The organism is Nostoc sp. (assembly GCF_036918015.1).
Lineage (GTDB): Bacteria > Cyanobacteriota > Cyanobacteriia > Cyanobacteriales > Nostocaceae > Nostoc.
Genome location: NZ_JBALEO010000069.1, coordinates 34,971 through 55,850, shown reverse-complemented (window position 1 = coordinate 55,850; position 20,880 = coordinate 34,971). Strand labels below are relative to the sequence as shown.

Sequence of the window (20,880 nt, the reverse complement as noted above, 5' to 3'; positions counted from 1 at the left end):
CAGGTTTTGACTTATGGATATAGCCAATAATTTTATTCATAGCTTAAATGAGAATCTTCAAGACGAGATTGCTATTATTGGTATGGCGGGTCGTTTTCCGGGAGCAAATGAAATTGATAGCTTTTGGAACAACCTGCGGGATGGCGTAGAGTCAATTTCTTTTTTCACGAATGAAGAACTAATATCTGCTGGGGTAGATCGATCATTGCTTAACGAACCCAATTACGTGAAGGCAAGCGGTATATTAGAAGATATAGAGTTATTTGATGCTTCATTTTTTGGTTTTTCCCCCAGAGAAGCTGAACTTACAGACCCACAACACCGTCTTTTTATGGAAAGTGTTTGGGAAGCTTTAGAAAATGCTGGCTATAATTCGGAAACTTATAGCGGTCAAATAGGTCTTTTCGCTGGTCTTGCTGCCAGTACCTACCTGCTATCAAACTTATATTCCCATCGGGATTTGATGGAATCAGAAGGCAGTATTACTATTGGGAATGATAAGGATTTTCTCCCAACACAAATTTCTTATAAATTAAACTTAAGAGGGCCAAGTATCAATGTTCAGACAGCTTGTTCCACATCATTGGTTGCTGTCCACCTAGCCTGCCAAAGTTTACTAAATGGTGAAAGTGATATGGCTTTAGCAGGGGGTGTTAGCGTTGGAGTGCCGCAAAAAACTGGTTACCACTATCAACAAGGAGGAATTCATTCTCCTGATGGTCATTGTCGAGCTTTTGACGCTCAAGCGAAAGGAACTAATGCTGGCAGTGGTTTAGGTGTAGTAGTCTTGAAAAGATTAGAGGATGCTATTGCTGATGGTGATTTTATTTATGCAGTAATCAAGGGTTCAGCTGTTAATAACGATGGCTCTTTAAAAGTTGGATATACAGCCCCTAGTGTTGATGGTCAAAGGAAAGTTATTTTAGAAGCTTTAGCTTTAGCTGGAGTCGAACCTGAGACTGTTTCTTATGTAGAAACACACGGTACAGGAACTATCTTAGGAGACCCGATTGAAATTAAAGCTCTCACACAAGCTTTTCGTGCTAGCACAAATAAAAAAGGTTTTTGTGCTATTGGTTCAGTAAAGACCAATGTGGGACATTTGGATACAGCAGCTGGTGTAACAGGCTTAATTAAAACAGTCCTGGCATTAAAACATCAACAAATACCTCCAAGTTTGCACTTTCAAGAGCCAAATCCACAGATAGACTTTGCCAATAGCCCCTTTTACGTCAATACCAAATTATCCGAGTGGAAAACTAACGGAACACCCCGCAGAGCAGGTGTGAGTTCTTTTGGTATTGGTGGGACTAATGCCCATGTTATTTTGGAAGAAGCTCCAGTAGAGACGCGCCAAGTTGCGTCTCTACACTCCCGTCCGTGGCAATTGTTGTTGCTCTCAGCCAAAACCAGCACAGCTTTAGACACTGCAACAGCACAACTGCATGATTATTTAGAGCAAAACCCCGATATTCCCCTACCAGATGTCGCTCACACCCTACAAATAGGTCGTCAAGCTTTTGACTATCGCCGCATCGTGATTTGCCAAGACCCAAATGATGCAGTGAAATCGCTTAACAGCCAATACCCACAACGTATTTTTAGTCACCACCACAAGCCAGGTCACTGTCCAGTCATCTTGATGTTTTCAGGACAAGGGTCACAATATGCAAACATGGGTCGGGAACTGTATGAAGTCGAACCGACGTTTAAAAAACATATAGATACTTGCGCTGTGATTTTGCAAGAGCATCTGGGTATTGATATCCGTTCTCTACTTTATCCCAGAGAAGAAGATACTGAAGCAGCTTGTTTGCAACTACAAGAAACAGCCTTCACGCAAAGCGCGTTATTCGTTACAGAGTACGCCCTGACTCAGTTATTAATGTCTTGGGGTGTGCGACCAGAAGCAATGATTGGTCATAGTATTGGGGAATATGTCGCCGCAACCATTGCAGATGTATTTTCTCTAGAAGATGCCTTAAAAATTGTGGCAAAAAGAGGACAGTTGATGCAACAGTTGCCCTCTGGGAGTATGCTGGCAATTAAGCTGCCAGAAAAAGATGTGCAGTTGCTGCTGTCTGCACAAAAGTTGTATCAAACATCTCTACAAATTGCAGCGATTAACAGTCCATGTTCTTGTGTAGTTTCGGGAACAAACCAGGCAGTTGCAGCCCTTGAAAAGCAATTATCCTCTCAAGAAGTTGAATGTCGGTTGTTGCATACATCTCATGGATTTCATTCGGCGATGATGGAGCCAATATTGCCAGCATTTATTGAGGTGATAAAAACAGTCAAACTGAATCCACCACGCATCCGGTTTATTTCGAATGTAACTGGTAATTGGATTAGTCAAGAGCAAGCGACAAATCCGAATTATTGGTGTGAACATTTACGAGAAACTGTCAGATTTTCAGATGGGATATCCCAACTCATACAGGAATTTGAAGGTGTTTTTCTGGAGGTGGGACCAGGGCGAACTTTAAGTACATTAACGACACAGCATTTGGATGGAAATGCCAAGCAACAGGTATTGACTTCGTTACGCCATGTTAAAGAACAGCAATCGGATGTTGCTTGGTTGTTGCAAACATTAGGTCGGTTGTGGCTTTCTGGTGTCGAAATAGATTGGTCGGGATTTTATACCCATGAGCAGCGTCATCGTTTGCCTTTGCCTACTTACCCCTTTGAACGACAAAGGTACTGGATTGAACCTAACAAGCAAGGACAAGATGAGCGTCACACTCCAGTATCACTGGGTAAAAAACCTGATATAGCTGACTGGTTTTATATCCCTTTTTGGAAGCCTTCGTTACCACCATTACAATTTGAACATACAGAATTAGCATCTGAGAAGTCCTGCACTTTGGTGTTTATCGATGAGTGTGGCTTGGGTAGTAAATTGGTCAAACAATTAGAAACACAAAACCAGGATGTAATTACTGTAAAAGTTGGTGATAGTTTTACCATACTAAGTGAATCTCAATATACTATTAATCCGAAAAATAATTATGACTATGATATTTTACTCCAGGAGCTTTATAAGCAAAATAAGTTGCCAAAAACGATTGCTCATTTATGGAATGTTACACCTAGTAGTGACGAAGAATTAGAAATTAAAAAAGTTGAACAAGCTCAAACAATAGGATTTTACAGCCTGCTATTTCTTGCTCAAGCTTTGGGAAAACTAGAAACTAGTGATAATTTTCAAATTACAGTTATTTCTAATGGATTACAGACAGTAACGGGAAATGAAATACTTTGCCCGGAGAAAGCTACTTTACTTGGGCCAATTAAAGTAATATCTCAAGAATATTCAAATATAAACTGTCGTAGTATTGATGTTATACTTGCAGAACAACGAAATTGGCAAGAAGAAAAACTTGTAGAACAATTGCTGGCGGAACTGATAGTTCCTGATTCTGAAAAACTCATTGCTTATCGAGGTTTAAACCGTTGGGTTCAAACTTTTGAACCTGTGCGCTTCGATAAAGCTAAAATCGAAAAGCCTCGACTAAGAGAAAAAGGAGTCTATTTAATTACAGGTGGACTCGGAGATATTGGACTTGTTTTGGCAAAATACTTGGCTCGAACTGTACAAGCAAAACTAGTATTGCTAGGACGTTCTGCTTTACCCAAAAAAGACGAATGGTCTCAATGGCTTGCTACTCACGATGAAACTGATAGGACTAGCTACAAAATTCGCAAAGTTCAAGAAATTGAAGACTTAGGTGCAGAAGTTTTGGTGGTGAGTGCTGATGTGAGCAACATCGAAAAAATGCAAAGTGTCATTACTCGAACCCAACAACAATTTGGTCAGTTAAACGGTATCATCCATGCTGCTGGAATTCCTGGAGGCGGTGTCATTCAGCGAAAAACTCAAGCAGAAGCAGAAAGTATTCTGGCTCCGAAAGTCAAAGGTACAGTAGTTATTGATTCACTTGTCAAAGATATTCAGTTAGATTTCTTTATTCTAGTATCATCAAGCGCCTCAATTTTAGGTGATTTTGGACAAGTAGACTATTGTGGAGCAAATGCTTTTCTTGATGCCTTTGCTCACCGTAATGCCTCAAAACATGGCAAATTTACTACAAGTATCAACTGGGATGCTTGGCAAGAAATTGGAATGGCTGTAAATACAGGAGTTCCTCAACACCTCCAAGAATCACGAATAGAAGAGCTTAAACAAGGCATATTACCTAATGAGGGTGTAGAGGTTTTTCTACGTACTTTGGGAAATACAATATCTCAAGTTGTAATATCTACCTCTGACTTCTTGGATAAACTTAAACATTATAATTCTTCCAAACAAATACAATCCCTAGAATTTTTAGAAATTGCCAATCTATCTAGCTCAAAATATCCTCGACCTGAATTAAGTAATGATTATGTTGCTCCTCGAAATAAAATTGAGCAACAGCTATTTGAAATTTGGCAACAAATCCTTGGGATTGAAAGGATAGGAATCTATGATAATTTTTTTGAACTTGGTGGTGATTCGCTGATAGGTATTCAACTTATTGCAACCTTAAATAAGGTATTTAATGTAAATATTTCTGTTGCCAAACTTTATGAATGTCCGAACATCAGTTCTATGGCAAAAATTTTTACTCCTGAAGAATCTCAGGAAAATACTTTTGAACAAAGACTAAAGCGAGGACAGAAAAGAAGACAGATGAAAATCCACAGTAACTAAAATATGTTAACTTCAGTTAATTTATCTAGAGCGAGAAATTATGAATACCAATCTAAAACAAGAACAAACAGCAAATATAGATATAGCAATAGTGGGAATGTCTGGCCGTTTACCTGGGGCAAAAAATATTGATGATTTTTGGCATAATCTTCAAAATGGTGTTGAGTCTATTTCATTTTTCTCCAATCATGACTTAGTAGATTTAAATCTTGAAGAGGAAGTTTTAAACGAATCCAATTATGTTAAAGCAGCACCTGTATTAGAAGACATTGAGTATTTTGATGCTAAGTTCTTTGGTTGCAGCCCTAGAGAAGCTGAAGTAATGGACCCCCAACATCGCCTATTCATAGAATGTGCCTGGGAAGCTCTTGAAAACGCTGGATACGATCCAGAAACCTATGAAGGTTTGATTGGGGTTTATGCCGGTGTTAGCACAAATAGTTACTTTTTTCACAATATATATGAAAATGTTAATTTAATAAATATTTCCAATAACTATACTCTGAACAAAGATTTTTTGACTACCAATATATCGTATAAATTAAATTTAAAAGGGCCAAGTGTAGGTATCCAAACTTACTGTTCTACTTCATTAGTCGCTGTACATTTAGCCTGCAAAAGTTTACTTGATGAAGAGTGTGATATTGCTTTAGCAGGTGGGGTTACGATTATAGTTCCACAAAAGTCAGGTTACTTATATGAAGAGGACGGAATTTTGTCTCCTGATGGTCATTGTCGGGCATTTGATGCTAAAGCACAGGGTACTATTTTCGGCAGTGGACTGGGAATAGTCGTTTTAAAAAGATTAAAAGATGCAATAGCAGATAGAGATTACATTCATGCAGTTATTAAAGGTTCAGCAATCAACAATGATGGCTCTTTAAAAGTTAGCTATACAGCACCTAGTGTAAATGGCCAGGCTGAAGTTATTGTAGAGGCTCTGGCAAATGCCGGAATAGATGCTGATGATATTTCCTATATTGAAACTCATGGAACTGGAACAGCTGCTGGAGACCCAGTAGAAATTGCTGCCCTCACTAAGGCTTTTCGTGTTTTTACGCGAAGAAATGGCTTCTGCGCTGTAGGTTCAGTAAAACCAAATATTGGACATCTAGACACAGCATCTGGTGTTGCAAGTCTGATCAAAACTGTCCTAGCATTAAAATATAAACAAATACCTCCTAGTATAAATTTTGAAGCTCCCAATCCTGAGATTGATTTTGTCAATAGCCCCTTCTACGTTAATACTAAACTTACCGAGTGGAAAGCTAATAATACTCCCCGCAGAGCAGGAGTTAGTTCTTTAGGTTTTGGTGGAACTAATGCCCATCTGATTCTGGAAGAAGCCCCTGACATTAAATATTTTGATGACTCTAGACCTTGGCAATTGATATTATTATCAGCCAAAACTAGCACAGCCTTAGATACTGCAACTGAAAATTTGGTTACGTATTTAAAAGAATATCCAGATATAAATTTAGCTAATGTTGCTCACACTCTAAAAGTGGGTCGTAGAGCTTTTAACCATCGCCGAATTTTGGTGTGTGAGAGTGTTCAAGATGCTGTAAGTGTCTTGGCGACACAGGCGCAGGAGCGGATTTTTACTGTATGTCAAGAGCATAGAGAACAGCCAGTCATCTTGATGTTTTCAGGACAAGGGTCACAATATGCAAACATGGGTCGGGAACTGTATGAAGTCGAACCGACGTTTAAAAAACATATAGATACTTGCGCTGTGATTTTGCAAGAGCATCTGGGTATTGATATCCGTTCTCTACTTTATCCCAGAGAAGAAGATACTGAAGCAGCTTGTTTGCAACTACAAGAAACAGCCTTCACGCAAAGCGCGTTATTCGTTACAGAGTACGCCCTGACTCAGTTATTAATGTCTTGGGGTGTGCGACCAGAAGCAATGATTGGTCATAGTATTGGGGAATATGTCGCCGCAACCATTGCAGATGTATTTTCTCTAGAAGATGCCTTAAAAATTGTGGCAAAAAGAGGACAGTTGATGCAACAGTTGCCCTCTGGGAGTATGCTGGCAATTAAGCTGCCAGAAAAAGATGTGCAGTTGCTGCTGTCTGCACAAAAGTTGTATCAAACATCTCTACAAATTGCAGCGATTAACAGTCCATGTTCTTGTGTAGTTTCGGGAACAAACCAGGCAGTTGCAGCCCTTGAAAAGCAATTATCCTCTCAAGAAGTTGAATGTCGGTTGTTGCATACATCTCATGGATTTCATTCGGCGATGATGGAGCCAATATTGCCAGCATTTATTGAGGTGATAAAAACAGTCAAACTGAATCCACCACGCATCCGGTTTATTTCGAATGTAACTGGTAATTGGATTAGTCAAGAGCAAGCGACAAATCCGAATTATTGGTGTGAACATTTACGAGAAACTGTCAGATTTTCAGATGGGATATCCCAACTCATACAGGAATTTGAAGGTGTTTTTCTGGAGGTGGGACCAGGGCGAACTTTAAGTACATTAACGACACAGCATTTGGATGGAAATGCCAAGCAACAGGTATTGACTTCGTTACGCCATGTTAAAGAACAGCAATCGGATGTTGCCTGGTTGTTGCAAACATTAGGTCGGTTGTGGCTTTCTGGTGTCGAAATAGATTGGTCGGGATTTTATAACCATGAGCAGCGTCATCGTTTGCCTTTGCCTACTTACCCCTTTGAACGGCAAAGGTACTGGGTTGATGCGAAATCCCCACCCACTTCAGTAAATACAAAATCAATTACATTAGATCATAAACAAGATATTGCCGACTGGTTTTATATTCCTTCATGGAAGCGCTCTTTGCTGCATAAGTCGTCTTTTTATCCAATAAAATCTACGCAAGAAAAATGGCTGTTTTTTGTGGATGATTTGGGACTGGCTAAAAAAGTAATTGATGCGTTAAAAAATCAAACTGAAAATGTCATTATTGTTCAACAAGGAGAGCAGTTTAGTAAGCTAAGTGAGGATACTTATACAATTAATCCATACATAAGTGAAGACTATAATACCTTACTGAAAGAATTAATATCATCAGGTGAAAATCCAGAAAATATTGCTTATTTGTGGAGTGTAAGCAATTTAGAAAATCGTCAAGGAAGAGATTATTTAGAATTCAACAGTTTACTATTTTTAATGCAGAGCCTTAGTAAACTGAAAATTAGCGATCGCTTGCAAATTTTGGTGGTATCGAACAATATCCAAGAGGTGAATGGGAATGAAAAACTAGACCCAGAGAAAGCAGCCATATTAGGTTTATGTAAAGTCATCCCTCAAGAGAATCCTAATATTACTTGTCGATGTATTGATATTGCTTTAACTAATCGCAGAGACACAGAAAAAGGACAAGAAGATTGTGAGAGTAATATTATTGACCAACTTTTGGATGAGTTGACCTCTGTATCCTCAGACATGGTAGTTGCTTATCGCGATCGCTACCGTTGGGTACAAACGTTTGAGCCAGTTCGCTTAGAATCAGTAGCTAACGAAAAAACACCATTGAGAAAACAAGGTGTTTACCTATTCGCTGGTGGTTTAGAAAGTATTGAAGTTGTGCTTGCAGAATATTTAGCAAAAACTTTTCAAGCAAAACTCATATTTATCGAGGATTCTATCTTCCCAGAAAAAGATGATTTCTCGCAATGGCTGGAATCTCACACTCAAGAAGATGAAGTGAGTTGCAAAATTCAACAATTGCTAGCATTAGAGAAATTAGGTGCAAAAATTTTGGTAATGCGTGCAGATACAACTAATTATGAGCAAATGTCTCAAAGCCTTGCATCTGAAAATATTAGACAAATTAATGGGGTCATTTATTCAACTGGAATAAAACGCGCAAATATATTTGGTTCCATTCCAGAAATTGGTAAAATAGAATTACAAAAATTCTTAGAATCTCAACTTTGTAAGATTACAGTATTAGAACAAGTTTTACAAAACATAAAATTAGATTTTTGGATTATTTTTTCTTCTTTATCTTCCATTTTAGGAGGATTTGGACTAGGCTTATATTCAGCTGTTAATCAATCCCTTGACACCTTTGCTAACCGACGCAACCAGAATAATGATTTTCCGTGGTATATTATAAATTGGGATACATTACAACTAAATACTAACCAAGAAGAAACAACACTTGAGGAAGTATCTGGGTCAAAATTAGCTATTACCCAAACAGAAATTGTAGAACTATTTAAACGAGTATTTTCTTTAAGAGAAGGAACTCAGATTATTATTTCTGAAGTAGATATTAATGCCAGAAAAAATTATCCATTTAACCTTGACTCTCTAGCAAATTCAACATCAACTAATCAATCAAATTTATCCTCACAGTACTCTAGGCCTAGCCTGAGTAATTCCTATGTTGCTCCGAAAAATGAGTTGGAAAAACAAATTACGGAAATATGGCAAGAGGTACTTGGAATTGCAGAAATTGGTATTTACGATAACTTTTATGAGTTAGGAGGCGACTCACTGATTGCAACTCAATTAGTTTCTCGATTGCGAACCAAATTCCCTGTAGACTTAGCACTACGTGACATTTTATTTGAAGCAATGATACCAGCGAAACAAGCAGAAATAGTTGAACAACTTCTATTGGAAAAGATTGAAGAATTATCTGAAGAAGAAGTAGCAGTTCTCTTGTTATAAGTTTCCCCAAATACTTGATTTTAAATCTTTATCTAGAAATAGGAAAAGCAGTTTATGTCTTTAGCCAATAATGATGCAAATCACGACCCTATTGCTTCGGTATATAACGCTATTGGTGTCGCTTCCGAAGCCGAAACTATAGCACTGGTTTTAGAGCAATTAATACTAAAACACCTCTCTAAAGGAGCACATATTCTCGACATTGGTTGCGCTAACGGACAATTAGTCCAACAGTTTCATATCAGAGGTTATCAAACGACTGGACTTGATTGTTCTGAAAAACTATTGCACTACGCCCAAATAACTGCACCTGAAAGTAAATTTATTCTTAGTGATATACGTAAGTTTGAGTCACTACCCACCTATGATGCAGTTTTTTCAAGAAACACTCTCGGCTTCATTCTCAACCTTGAGGAATTGACAACTGTCTTCAGAAACGTGTATGCGGCGATGCATAATAATGGTCTGTTTGTGTTCACCATAGTAACTGTGGACAGTGTATCGCGTGAGAGTCTTCTAGAAGATTTCAATATATGTGATGTTACTGATAAATATGTTTATATTGAAGAAGGCAAATACGACCCAGAAAAAAGGATACGGGAACTAAAATCTACCACGTTTGAATTGATAAATGGAATGTGGAAGCGTTCGGACAATACCTTACTGGATAAAGCTTATTTCTCATCAGAAATTCAGTCGGCTTTAGAAAATGTGGGCTTTATAGAAATTAATCACTACAATAGCAAAGATTTTGGAGACCCTACCCCAACAGGTGAGGATTGCTTTGTTTGTCGCAAACCATCCCTGACGCGATAATATAATTGCCGAGATTAGTGGCTCAGTCAAAACTAATTGTTTTAGCTGATAGGACTTGTCACTTAATAAGCTTTTGATAACGGTATAGCTATCTGAATCAAGAGTTTGGGAATGAAAATTTTTATTCCGCGACAAGTCCTAACTTAGCTAAAAGACTAAGAACTAGTAACTATTAATAATTTATCAGCAATGGAGAAACAAGACTTTAATTTATCCCCAGCGAAAAAAGCCCTTTTAGAAAAATGGAAGAGAGGGAATCTTCAAGCTGATATTATCCCCAAACGTCAAGTATTTAAAAATATTCCCTTATCTTTCTCCCAACAAAGACTGTGGTTTGTTGACCAGCTTTATCACGGGAGTTCTTTCTACAATATTTCCATCGCATTTCAGATTAAAGGACGCCTGAATATTACAGTCCTGCAACAGTGTTTGCATGAAATCCTCAATCGTCATGAAGTTTGGCGGACAAATTTTCAGATGATAAATGGAGAACCAATACAGGAAATTGCATCCCAATTAAATTGGGATTTATCTATTATTAATCTTGAACATTTGTCTGATAATAACTGGGAGTCGGAGGTTAAGCAATTTGCAGCAGAGTCAGCAAAAAAACCTTTTAATTTAGCTAAAGGGCTTCTAGTCAAAGCAACTTTACTGCGCTTGAGTGGAGAAGAACACGTTTTGCTTGTGACTATGCATCACATTATTACGGATGGATGGTCTTGTAATGTGTTCCTGCGGGAGTTGTCAACGCTGTATGCTGCTTTTTCAACAAATCAACCTTCTCCCTTACCTGCACTCCCCATTCAGTACGCAGATTTTGCAATTTGGCAACGCGATCGCATCCAAGGTGAATTCCTCGCAACCCAATTAAATTATTGGCAGCAACAACTCAAGGGTGAGTTACCTGTACTACAATTACCTACAGACCGTCCGCGACCGAAGGTTACTACTTTCAGTGGTGCCAAGCAGTACTTTACATTCTCAAAAGCCCTGACTGATGTACTCAGACAATTAAGCCAGCGAGAAGACGCGACTTTATTTATGAGTTTGCTGGCAGCATTTAACATATTATTATATCGCTACACAGACCAAGAAGACATCTTAATTGGTTCTCCAATTGCTAACCGCAATCGTGCAGAATTAGAAGGGATGCTGGGTTTATTTGTTAATACTTTGGTGTTACGTAATAACCTTGGTGGTAATCCCAGTTTTCGCGAATTTCTACGTCGAGTGCGTCAAGTGACTCTCGATGCTTATGCACATCAAGATTTGCCTTTTGAGATGCTTGTAGAAAAATTACAACTCGAACGCGACTTAAGCCGAAATCCACTTTATGAAATCATGTTTGTCTTGCAAAATACTCCAACCTCTGTACAGGAAGTGTCTGGATTAACCTTGCGTCACTTGGAATTTGATAGTGGTACAGCTCAACTAGATATTTTCTTGTCGATATCTGAATCCCAAGAAGGTTTAACAGGATGTTTGGAGTACAATACAGACATTTTCGATTCAACAACAATTACTCAATTTATCGATAACTTCCAGACATTGTTAGAAAATATTGTTGTTAATCCAGAACAGCGCATCAGTGAGTTGTCATTACTAACTGCTTCTGAACAGGAACAACTATTATTAAAATTTCATCAAACTCGTGCTGATTATCCTCAAAATGCATCTTTGAATCAATTATTTGAGCAACAAGTAGAATTAACACCGGACTCTTTAGCGTTAATTAGCCTGTCTGAGAAACTGACTTATCGTCAACTTAACCACAGAGTGAATCAGCTTGCACATTATCTACAAAAACAGGGTATAACAAAAGAAACGCTGGTTGCTCTATGTCTGGAACGCTCCATAGACATAGTAACAGGAATTTTAGCTATCCTCAAAGCTGGTGGTGCATACATTCCCCTCGATCCGAGTTATCCAGTAGAGCGCCTGAATTTTATGCTCTCTGATTCCCAAGCATCGCTGTTAATTACCAAGCAAGAGATATTAGAAAAACTATCATTATCTTCGGCTAAAACCGTTTGCTTAGATATCCACAAAGATGAAATTGCTCAAGAAAGTTCAGAAAATCCCATTAACATCTCTGCATCTGATAAGCTCGCCTATATTATCTACACTTCTGGCTCAACTGGAACACCTAAAGGCGTTCTTGGCACTCATCGTGGTACAGTCAATGGCTTACATTGGTTATGGAAAACCTATCCTTTTACCCAAGGAGAAGTTTGTTGTCAAAAAACAGCTATTAGTTTTGTAGATTCTGTATGGGAAATTTTTGCTCCTTTACTTCAAGGAATTCCGACAGTAATTATCAGTAATGCAACCATACTAGACCCGCAACTATTTATAGAAACTCTAGCTCATCATCAAGTAAGCCGTATTATACTTGTACCCTCACTACTGCGCTTACTGATTAACAATTACAGTCATCTGGTCAAGAAATTATCGCAGCTCAAACTTTGGATAACTAGCGGGGAAACACTATCTATTAACTTAGCTAAAAGTTTCCGAGAATTAATCCCATTTGCAAAATTAATTAACCTTTATGGCTCCTCGGAAGTTTCCGCTAACGCTACTTACTATGATAGTAGTTTATTAGAAGACCAAGCAAGCAGTGTCCCCATCGGTCGTGCTATTGACAATACTCAAACTTATGTGTTGAATCGGGATTTACAATTAACACCTAGAGGAGTGATTGGAGAACTTTATATTGGTGGTGATGGGTTAGCCAAGGGTTATTTACATCGTCCAGAATTAACTCAAGAACGATTTATTGATAACCCCTTTGTTCCCAGAGCCAAGCTTTATAAAACAGGCGATTTTGTGCGTTATCTCAATGATGGTAGTCTGGAGTATTTGGGCCGTCAGGATGAACAAGTAAAAATTAGAGGTTTTCGAGTAGAATTGGGTGAAATTGCGGCGGCGATCGCACAACATCCAGATGTGCAAGAATCTATTGTAATTGCCGACGATGATGCTCAAGAAAATCAGCGTTTGATTGCCTATGTCGTCACAAATAAACAGGATATAGCTACACAATTGTTGCCCTATTTGCAGCATCAGTTGCCTAATTATATGCTACCGTCTGCTTTCGTGGTGCTGGATAAGCTCCCACTTACACCTAATGGCAAAGTAGACAAGCGTTCTCTGCCAATTGATGAAGTTATCCGACCAACTACTAGCCAATCATTTGTTGCTCCTCGGAATTTTACAGAATTATCATTAGTAAAACTTTGGGAAAATCTCCTAAATACTAACCCTATTGGGGTGACAGATAACTTCTTCGAGTTAGGTGGTCACTCGTTTTTAGCTGTACGCTTAATGGCTCAAATTCATGACAGATTTGAGCATAATCTTCCCCTATCTACTCTTTTTGAAAACCCAACAATTGAAAAACTAGCAACTATTGTCAGTCAGCCATCCCGTCAGAGTTCTAATTCTCCTCTAGTAGCAATTAACTCTTCCGGTTCTAAAATACCTTTTTTCTGTATACATGGCGCTGGTGGAGGTATTAGTCACTACTTTAACTTATCCAGAAGACTTGGTGAAGATTATCAATTTTACGCTTTGGAAGATACCTTAGAACAAGACAAAGCAGAAATTATTTCAGTAGAAGAAACCGCAACTCGTTACCTCCAAGAAATTCATAAAGTACAACCAAATGGCCCTTATCTTTTAGGTGGTCATTGTTACGGCGGTGTACTTGCTTTTGAAATGGCACAACAGTTGCAAAAGAAGGGTCAAACAGTAAGTTTATTAGTTATCATCGATGCCATACTATCAGAAACACCCATTGAATCTACAGACGATGACGATGCAAAATTTTTGCTCCGTATCGCTGAATCAATAAAAACCGATAATAATATAGACTTTTTAGTACCTTTTGAAGAACTTCGAGATTTGCCATTAAATCAGCAACTTAATTTTATTAATCAAAAAGCAAATTTCATTTTTAGCGATGCGGAGATTAATGATTTTCTTCACCATTACAAACTGTTTAAATCTCATGTTCAAGCTATGCGAGGTTATGTCCCGCAGATTTATTCTGAGAAAATGACTTTATTCCGAGCAAATGAGGAAATAATTCATGATTTTGAAAACCCCGAATGGAATACCGCCGATCCATTTCTAGGTTGGGAGAAATTTTCCAAGCAACCTATACAAATGATTGAAATTCCTGGCGACCATTTCTCAATTTTCGTAGAACCTTATATTCAGGAATTAGCCAGATATCTGAGAGTTTGTATTGATAATGCTGTATAAAAATAATGGGAGTAAAAAAGACTGATGAAACTACCCCCAGGGCCAAAAACTCCTGCTTGGTTACTAGCTCTGCAATTCGAGGCTAACCCCTTTGCCTATATGGATGCTAATTCCCAAATTTATGGGGATATGGTGACTAGAATGCTTGGTTCTACGCCGATAATTTATGTTAGTAATCCTTTGGCTATCAAGCAACTTTTCACCAATACTAGAGAAATTACCGCATCTGGTACCTTGAACCAAGATTTTGCCCTGTTCACAGGAACTCAAGGAATACTGCAACTTGATGGTTTAATTCACAAAAATCGACGTAAGCTTCTCATGCAGGCTTTTCATGGAACGCGAATGCAAGCCTGTGGACGACGTATCTGCGAACTTACGCAAAAAATTATGGCTCGACAAGCGATTGATAAACCTTTTATCGCTTACTCAATCATAGAAGAAATTACGCTGTCCATAGGTATAGAGGTTGTGCTGGGATTACCTGAAGGTAAACGCTATGACAAACTCAAGCATTTATTTGTTTCTGTGTTCAAATCCGAGCGATCTAAACTTTTTAAATTTATTACCAAACTACCTTTAGGAAACCGGGATTTAGGTCGGTGGAGTCCAGAAGGATATATGCTTCACCTCCGACGGGAAATTTTTCAATTGCTATATACTGAAGTGCAAGAACGCCGCCAGCAAGCAGATTATTTACGCACTGATATGCTTACCGATCTGATATTTGCTGCTGATGAAACAGGTGAACCATTAAGTAATCAAGAGGTGCGCGACCTTCTATTATCGCCGATATTTGCAGCTCAAGACGCTTCTGGAACTGCGATCGCTTGGTCTTTGTACTGGATTCACCGTTTACCTGCTATACGATCGCGCCTGCTGGAAGAAATTGATAGTCTTGGTGAAAACCCAGACCCCATGAACATTGTCACATTACCCTACCTCAATGCTGTTTGCAACGAAGCTTTACGAATTTACCCAACTCAGTTGTTTGCATTTCCCAGGTTGGTAGAATCGACCGTTGAGATGATGGGCTACGAGTTGAATCCCGGTACAATACTTATTGCTAATATTTATTCTACACATCAGCGAGAAGATTTATATCCCAATCCAAAAGAATTTCAGCCAGAGCGCTTTTTAGAAAAACAATTTTCTCCCTACGAATTTCTCCCATTTGGTGGTGGTTCTCGTGTTTGTATTGGCGGGACTTTTGCTTTATTTGAAATGAAACTTATATTAGCAACTATTCTTTCAAACTATGAATTAGAGCTAGTTAGTCAGCGCCCAGAACGTCCCAAATATGGAGGTCTGATTTGTTATCCAGCTAGCGGTGTGAAGATGGTCATACGTGGTCTGCGTCAAAATCAAAGACAATCACAACCATCCGTAGTCGGTTTAGTTTAAGAACTATTAATTATTTAACATTTATCAGAAAAATACCAATGAACCTACCTGATGGCCCAAAAAGTTCTCCCCGATTACTCAATCAATTTGAGACCGATCCCCTTGCCTTCATGGATGCTATGGGCAATCGCTATGGCGACATTTTCACTATTATGGCTGATTCAATACCTTTAGTAATAATCAGCAACCCAGAAGGGATGAAGCAGATTTTTACTAATGCAAGAGAGATTACAGCTTCTGGTAAGTTGAATCAAGGTGGAGAATCAGTTGTCGGCAAGTATGGGTTGCTTGCACTAGATGGGTTGCGTCACAGAAATCGGCGTAAGTTGTTGATGTCACCGATGCGCGAAACTCAGACACAAGAATATGGACGGCATATTTGTAGAGTCACAGAAAAAGTCATGAATCAACTGACTTTAGGTAAATCTTTTCTTGCTTACCCAACTATGCAAAAGATTACCTTAGAAGTAGTTTTGCCATCATTATTTGGGTTACATCAAGGAGAGCGTTACGAACAATTTCGACAACTGTTTTCTAATTTAATAAGTTACGCTCGGTCTCGCTGGTTAGATATATCTCTGTCCTACCCTTTTCTCAAGAGGGATTTGGGCCCCTGGAGTCCTTGGGGATACTGGCTTCACTTACAACGGCAATTTGACAAACTACTCCACATCGAAATTGAAGAGCGCCACCAACAAGTAGATCCTTTGCGTACCGATGTATTATCAGAACTGGTCTTGGCTTGCGATGAAATGGGTCAACCAATGACCTATGAATATATCCGAGATTTGTTTCCATCATTGCTATTTGGTGGTCAAGATGCGTCAGCCACTGCTATAAGTTGGTCTTTGTACTGGATTCATAGCACACCTGGTGTTCGCGATCGCTTATTAGAAGAACTTGACAGTCTTGGTGAATCCCTAGAACCTGCGAAGATTATCGCATTACCTTACTTAAATGCTGTTTGCAATGAATCCCTACGAATTTATCCAACTCAGGTTGTGACATTTCCACGACTTGTAGAATCACCAATTGAAGTCATGGACTACAAATTAGACCCAGGAACCGTAGTAAGAGGATGTATATACTTGACTCATCAACGAGAGGATTTATATCCACAACCAAAGCAATTCAGACCAGAGCGCTTTCTAGAAAAAGAATATTCTCCCTATGAATTTCTACCATTTGGTGGTGGCGCTCGTCGCTGTCCAGGTGAGTTATTAGCACTTTTTGAAATGAAACTGGTATTAGCAACAATTCTCTCACGCTATCAATTAGCGTTAGCACATAAAAGAGTAGAGAAACCTAAAGCTAGGGGCGTTAACTATCCTCCAGCTAGTGGCTTGAAGATGGTAATGCTTGGGTCACGTTAATAAGTAAATAAATTAAAAATGACTTCACAAAACCAATCTAAAATAAAAAATGAGATACTTAAAGGTAACATCTTAAAACTGATGTTCAAGTTATCAGCCCCTGGCATTCTAGTAATGCTGCTGATTAACATGAATGCTTTTATTGATGCTCTATTTGCTGGGCAGTTTATAGGAGAAACAGCAATTGCTGGCATATCTTTAGCTCTACCACTTACTGCTATCATAGATGGTTTTGCTTACTTAGTTGGAACAGGTTCAGCTTCTGTTCTGAGCCGAGCTATTGGTGCTGGAGATATAAAAACTCAGTCCAAAATTTTTGGCAATTTAATTATAATTGGTATTTTTATATCCTTTTTTATTACCATAATTGGCTACAGTTTTAGTGAAGAATTAATTAAACTAATGGGAGGAAGTGGTCAAGTAGCTTTTGCCGGTTCTGAATATTTTAAAACTTATATACTAGGCTCAGTATTTTATATTTTAGCAGTAGCTTCTAACCAACTTATTAAGTCAGAAGGTAAAGTGAGATTAGCTATGACTTTTGCAGGTATTTATGTCATTATTAATATAATTTTAAATCCTATATTTGTTGTAGTTTTTCATTGGGGTATCCGGGGAATTGCTCTTGCTACTGTTATTGCTATGATAGTATTTTGCATAATAAACTTTATATATTTCTTATCTGGTAAAAGTTCTATTCCAGTTAATCCTAGAAAGCTGGCTCTAGCAATAAATTTACTTCCGGGAATTTTATCAGTGGGAATGTCAGCACTACTCGCTAATGTTATGGAATTAGTACAAAATTTTGTTGTTTTTAAATCTATTTCCTATTATGGAACAAATAGTGATATTGCTTTCTACGGAGCAACTATAAGATTGACTTTATTAGCATTCATTCCTTTAAATGGATTTGTGCAAGCATTACAACCAGTGATTGGAATAAATTATGGAGCCAGAAATTATGATAGAGTGAGAAAAGCTTATTTTACTTTTAGTATTTCTGTAACTGCTTTGGCTGTATTATTTTGGTTGCCAATGCAATTATCACCAGAAACATTTTTAAGTTGGCTATTGCCAAATTCGACTTTCACAAACAATGATTTACTCAATTTTCGCGTTTTGAGTTTATTAATACCAACAATATCTTTTGTTCCCTTTGGTTCAGTTCTATTTCAGTCTATAGGAAAGGGAAAAACTGTTTCTATAATAATTATTTTAAATAATATAGTTTTATTTATTCCACTAGTGGTAATTTTATCAAAGTTGCTAGGTGTAAGTGGTGTATATTATGGAATAGCTATTACGGATTTTTTACTGATGGTTATTGCACTTCTATTAACATTTATTGAATTCAAAAAAATGGATATAAACTATCTAAAAGATAATCCCTATTAGACTATCAATATAATTCCAATTTTATTGATTTTAAATTGTAGTTCTTACACATGCATATCTATTCACTCTAAAGGTCACAAAAATGCCTCCAAAACATAAAGGTGCTATCGTAATTACAGGAGCATCAACAGGTGTAGGCAGAGCAGCAGCTCTTATGCTTGACAAAAAAGGATATCGAGTGTTTGCATCAGTCCGTAAAGAAAAAGATGCTGAATCTCTCAAGAGTGATTCCTCCGAGAATTTGACACCAATTTTCATGGATATTACAAAATCAGAAGAAATTAAATCTGCGGCAGATATTGTTTCTAAATCTATTCCTGATGAAGGATTAGTAGGATTAGTAAATAATGCTGGTCTGTTAGTTGATGGGCCACTGGAGTTTATTTCGCTTGATGATCTGAGATGGCAATTTGAAGTCAATGTTTTTGGGCAAATAGCAGTGACGCAGGAATTTTTACCGTTAATCCGAAAAGTTAAAGGTCGGATTATTAATATTGGCTCTATCGGAGGAGTAATTTCTGGGCCATATATCTCTGCTTTGTGTGCTTCCAAGTTTGCGTTAGAGGCATTTACCGATGCTTTGAGAATAGAATTACATCCTTGGGGAATCGAAGTTATCTTAATTGAACCAGGCTCAATTGCATCTGCGGCTCCCGATAAAGTAGAGGAAAGCTTTAGAAAAAATTTTGCCAATATGTCACCTGATGCTAAAGCAATGTATGGAGATACATATAAATTTTTTGTAGAAGATTTAATTCAATCAAATCGTGAAGGGATGCCGCCGGAACAAGTTGCAGATGCAATTATAAAGGCTTTAGAAATTAGGAAGCCTAAAACACGTTATTTCTTGTCTAAGGGGCAGCTAGGTTTAATGCTTGAGCTTGTGCTTAAAAAATTTATACCAGACCGTAGTTATGATGCAATGATTATAAAAAGTTTGAATTTAAAAAATCAAATTTGAACTTATTCTCCTACATATTATCCGTTTGGATACTCAATTCAAAAGTATATTCACTGGAATATTGCAGACAATCAACACTTAGTTAATTTACTTCAAAATCATGATTTCATCTGATTCAAAACCTAATAATACAGACTTTCAAATCAGTCCGCTAGAATGGGTACATGCTTACTGGGTTTCACGGTGTATCTATGTCGTCGCTAAACTTGGTATTGCTGATTTGCTAAAGGATGGTTCTCAACATTGCGATATTTTAGCTGCTGCAACAAATACACATAGTGATTCTCTATATCGAGTTTTGCGGGCGCTCGCCAGTATCGGAATTTTTGCGGAGACACAAACTCGATGCTTTGAGCTAACACCATTGGCAGATTGTTTGCAAAGCAACGTTCCTGACTCAATTCGTGCTATGGCTATTTTCCGAGGTGAAGAGCATTACTATAAATCCTGGGGAAATTTAATGTATTGCTTAGAAACTGGTAAAAGTGCCTTTGAAGATTTGTATGGTATGGATTTGTTTGAGTACAATGAACAGAATTCTAGCCGAGGAGAAATCTTCGACCAGGCTATGACTTCATCAAAAGATTCCTATACCGAACACCTGGAAGCTTATGATTTTTCGTCAATTAATAAGCTAATAGACATTGGTGGTGGTCAAGGAAGCTTTTTAGCTGCTGTACTCGAAGCTAATCCTACTATGATAGGAGTATTGTTCGATCAGGCAGAAGTGATTAATAGAGCCAAGGATTCACAAGAAATAGCATCCGTTATTAGTCGTTGTCAGCTTGTAGGAGGTAGCTTTTTTGAAGCTCTGCCACAAGGAGGAGATGCTTATGTTCTTAAACATATTATTCAGGACTGGGATGACGAGCGATCGCTGGCTATTCTTCAACGTTGTCATCAAGCTATGATAGAGCAAGGACGGGTTTTAGTGATAGACTACGTACTTCCTCCTGCTAACGAGTTTTCAGGAAGTAAGTTTATAGATATCAATATGTTAGTAATGTGTCCAGGTGGACGTATTCGTACTGAAGCTGAGTTTGAAGATTTATTTAAATCAGCAGGTTTCAAACTTACTAAAATTTATCCAACACAATCGGATGTTAGTATTATTGAAGGAGTTAAAATAGAAGGGAGAAAATGAAACCGTCCCCTTGCGGACTATTAGGAATTGGAAAGCCAAATTTGCAGAATTTGGTGTTAACTTTAGTTCTGGCTGGGGACGTTCGACTTCAGCCCAAGTTGCACTATATTGTGCTTCCAAGTGGGCAATAGAAGGATTAACTCGTTCTTTGGCACAATAATT

Annotated in this window: 10 protein-coding genes; all 10 read left to right on the top strand. The window is 38.0% G+C overall.

Annotated elements, in window-relative coordinates:
• Positions 1–13 precede the first annotated feature (13 nt).
• The 10 genes from V7K61_RS17590 to V7K61_RS17545 all read left to right on the top strand — a co-directional run bounded on the left by V7K61_RS17590 (position 14) and on the right by V7K61_RS17545 (position 20,878).
• Complete coding sequence (locus V7K61_RS17590) at positions 14–4,696, top strand: type I polyketide synthase (RefSeq protein WP_335055063.1); 4,683 nt, start codon at positions 14–16, stop codon at positions 4,694–4,696.
• 40 nt (positions 4,697–4,736) lie between these two features.
• Positions 4,737–9,353: a type I polyketide synthase gene (locus V7K61_RS17585; protein WP_335055061.1), complete on the top strand. Its 4,617-nt coding sequence runs from the start codon at positions 4,737–4,739 to the stop codon at positions 9,351–9,353.
• A 54-nt stretch (positions 9,354–9,407) separates the two neighbouring features.
• Entirely contained in the window at positions 9,408–10,169 is a 762-nt protein-coding gene (locus V7K61_RS17580) for a class I SAM-dependent DNA methyltransferase (protein ID WP_335055059.1), read from the top strand.
• A gap of 189 nt (positions 10,170–10,358) precedes the next feature.
• Positions 10,359–14,441 carry an amino acid adenylation domain-containing protein gene (locus V7K61_RS17575; protein WP_335055057.1) on the top strand — a complete coding sequence of 1,361 codons (4,083 nt, stop codon included), beginning with the start codon at positions 10,359–10,361 and terminating at the stop codon, positions 14,439–14,441.
• A 24-nt stretch (positions 14,442–14,465) separates the two neighbouring features.
• Positions 14,466–15,845, top strand: coding sequence for a cytochrome P450 (locus tag V7K61_RS17570; protein ID WP_335055056.1), 1,380 nt, complete (start codon positions 14,466–14,468; stop codon positions 15,843–15,845).
• Between the two features lie 38 nt (positions 15,846–15,883).
• A complete protein-coding gene (locus V7K61_RS17565) occupies positions 15,884–17,218 on the top strand; it encodes a cytochrome P450 (RefSeq protein ID WP_335055054.1) in 1,335 nt (444 codons plus the stop codon).
• Positions 17,219–17,236: 18 nt separating this feature from the next.
• Positions 17,237–18,613 carry an MATE family efflux transporter gene (locus tag V7K61_RS17560; protein WP_335055052.1) on the top strand — a complete coding sequence of 459 codons (1,377 nt, stop codon included), beginning with the start codon at positions 17,237–17,239 and terminating at the stop codon, positions 18,611–18,613.
• Positions 18,614–18,695: 82 nt separating this feature from the next.
• Positions 18,696–19,574 (top strand): SDR family oxidoreductase, encoded by an 879-nt coding sequence (locus tag V7K61_RS17555; protein WP_335055050.1) that lies wholly within the window; start codon positions 18,696–18,698, stop codon positions 19,572–19,574.
• A gap of 100 nt (positions 19,575–19,674) precedes the next feature.
• Entirely contained in the window at positions 19,675–20,718 is a 1,044-nt protein-coding gene (locus V7K61_RS17550; protein WP_335055048.1) for a methyltransferase, read from the top strand.
• A 10-nt stretch (positions 20,719–20,728) separates the two neighbouring features.
• Positions 20,729–20,878 carry an SDR family NAD(P)-dependent oxidoreductase gene (locus tag V7K61_RS17545; protein WP_335055046.1) on the top strand — a complete coding sequence of 50 codons (150 nt, stop codon included), beginning with the start codon at positions 20,729–20,731 and terminating at the stop codon, positions 20,876–20,878.
• The last annotated feature ends 2 nt before the right edge of the window (positions 20,879–20,880 follow it).

Bases quoted from the DNA above. Each gene is read 5' to 3' on its own strand.
- V7K61_RS17590 (WP_335055063.1), top strand. From the start codon at position 14: ATGGATATAGCCAATAATTTTATTCATAGCTTAAATGAGAATCTTCAA.
- V7K61_RS17575 (WP_335055057.1), top strand. From the start codon at position 10,359: ATGGAGAAACAAGACTTTAATTTATCCCCAGCGAAAAAAGCCCTTTTA.
- V7K61_RS17565 (WP_335055054.1), top strand. From the start codon at position 15,884: ATGAACCTACCTGATGGCCCAAAAAGTTCTCCCCGATTACTCAATCAA.
- V7K61_RS17550 (WP_335055048.1), top strand. From the start codon at position 19,675: ATGATTTCATCTGATTCAAAACCTAATAATACAGACTTTCAAATCAGT.
- V7K61_RS17570 (WP_335055056.1), top strand. From the start codon at position 14,466: ATGAAACTACCCCCAGGGCCAAAAACTCCTGCTTGGTTACTAGCTCTG.
- V7K61_RS17585 (WP_335055061.1), top strand. From the start codon at position 4,737: ATGAATACCAATCTAAAACAAGAACAAACAGCAAATATAGATATAGCA.
- V7K61_RS17580 (WP_335055059.1), top strand. From the start codon at position 9,408: ATGTCTTTAGCCAATAATGATGCAAATCACGACCCTATTGCTTCGGTA.
- V7K61_RS17555 (WP_335055050.1), top strand. From the start codon at position 18,696: ATGCCTCCAAAACATAAAGGTGCTATCGTAATTACAGGAGCATCAACA.
- V7K61_RS17560 (WP_335055052.1), top strand. From the start codon at position 17,237: ATGACTTCACAAAACCAATCTAAAATAAAAAATGAGATACTTAAAGGT.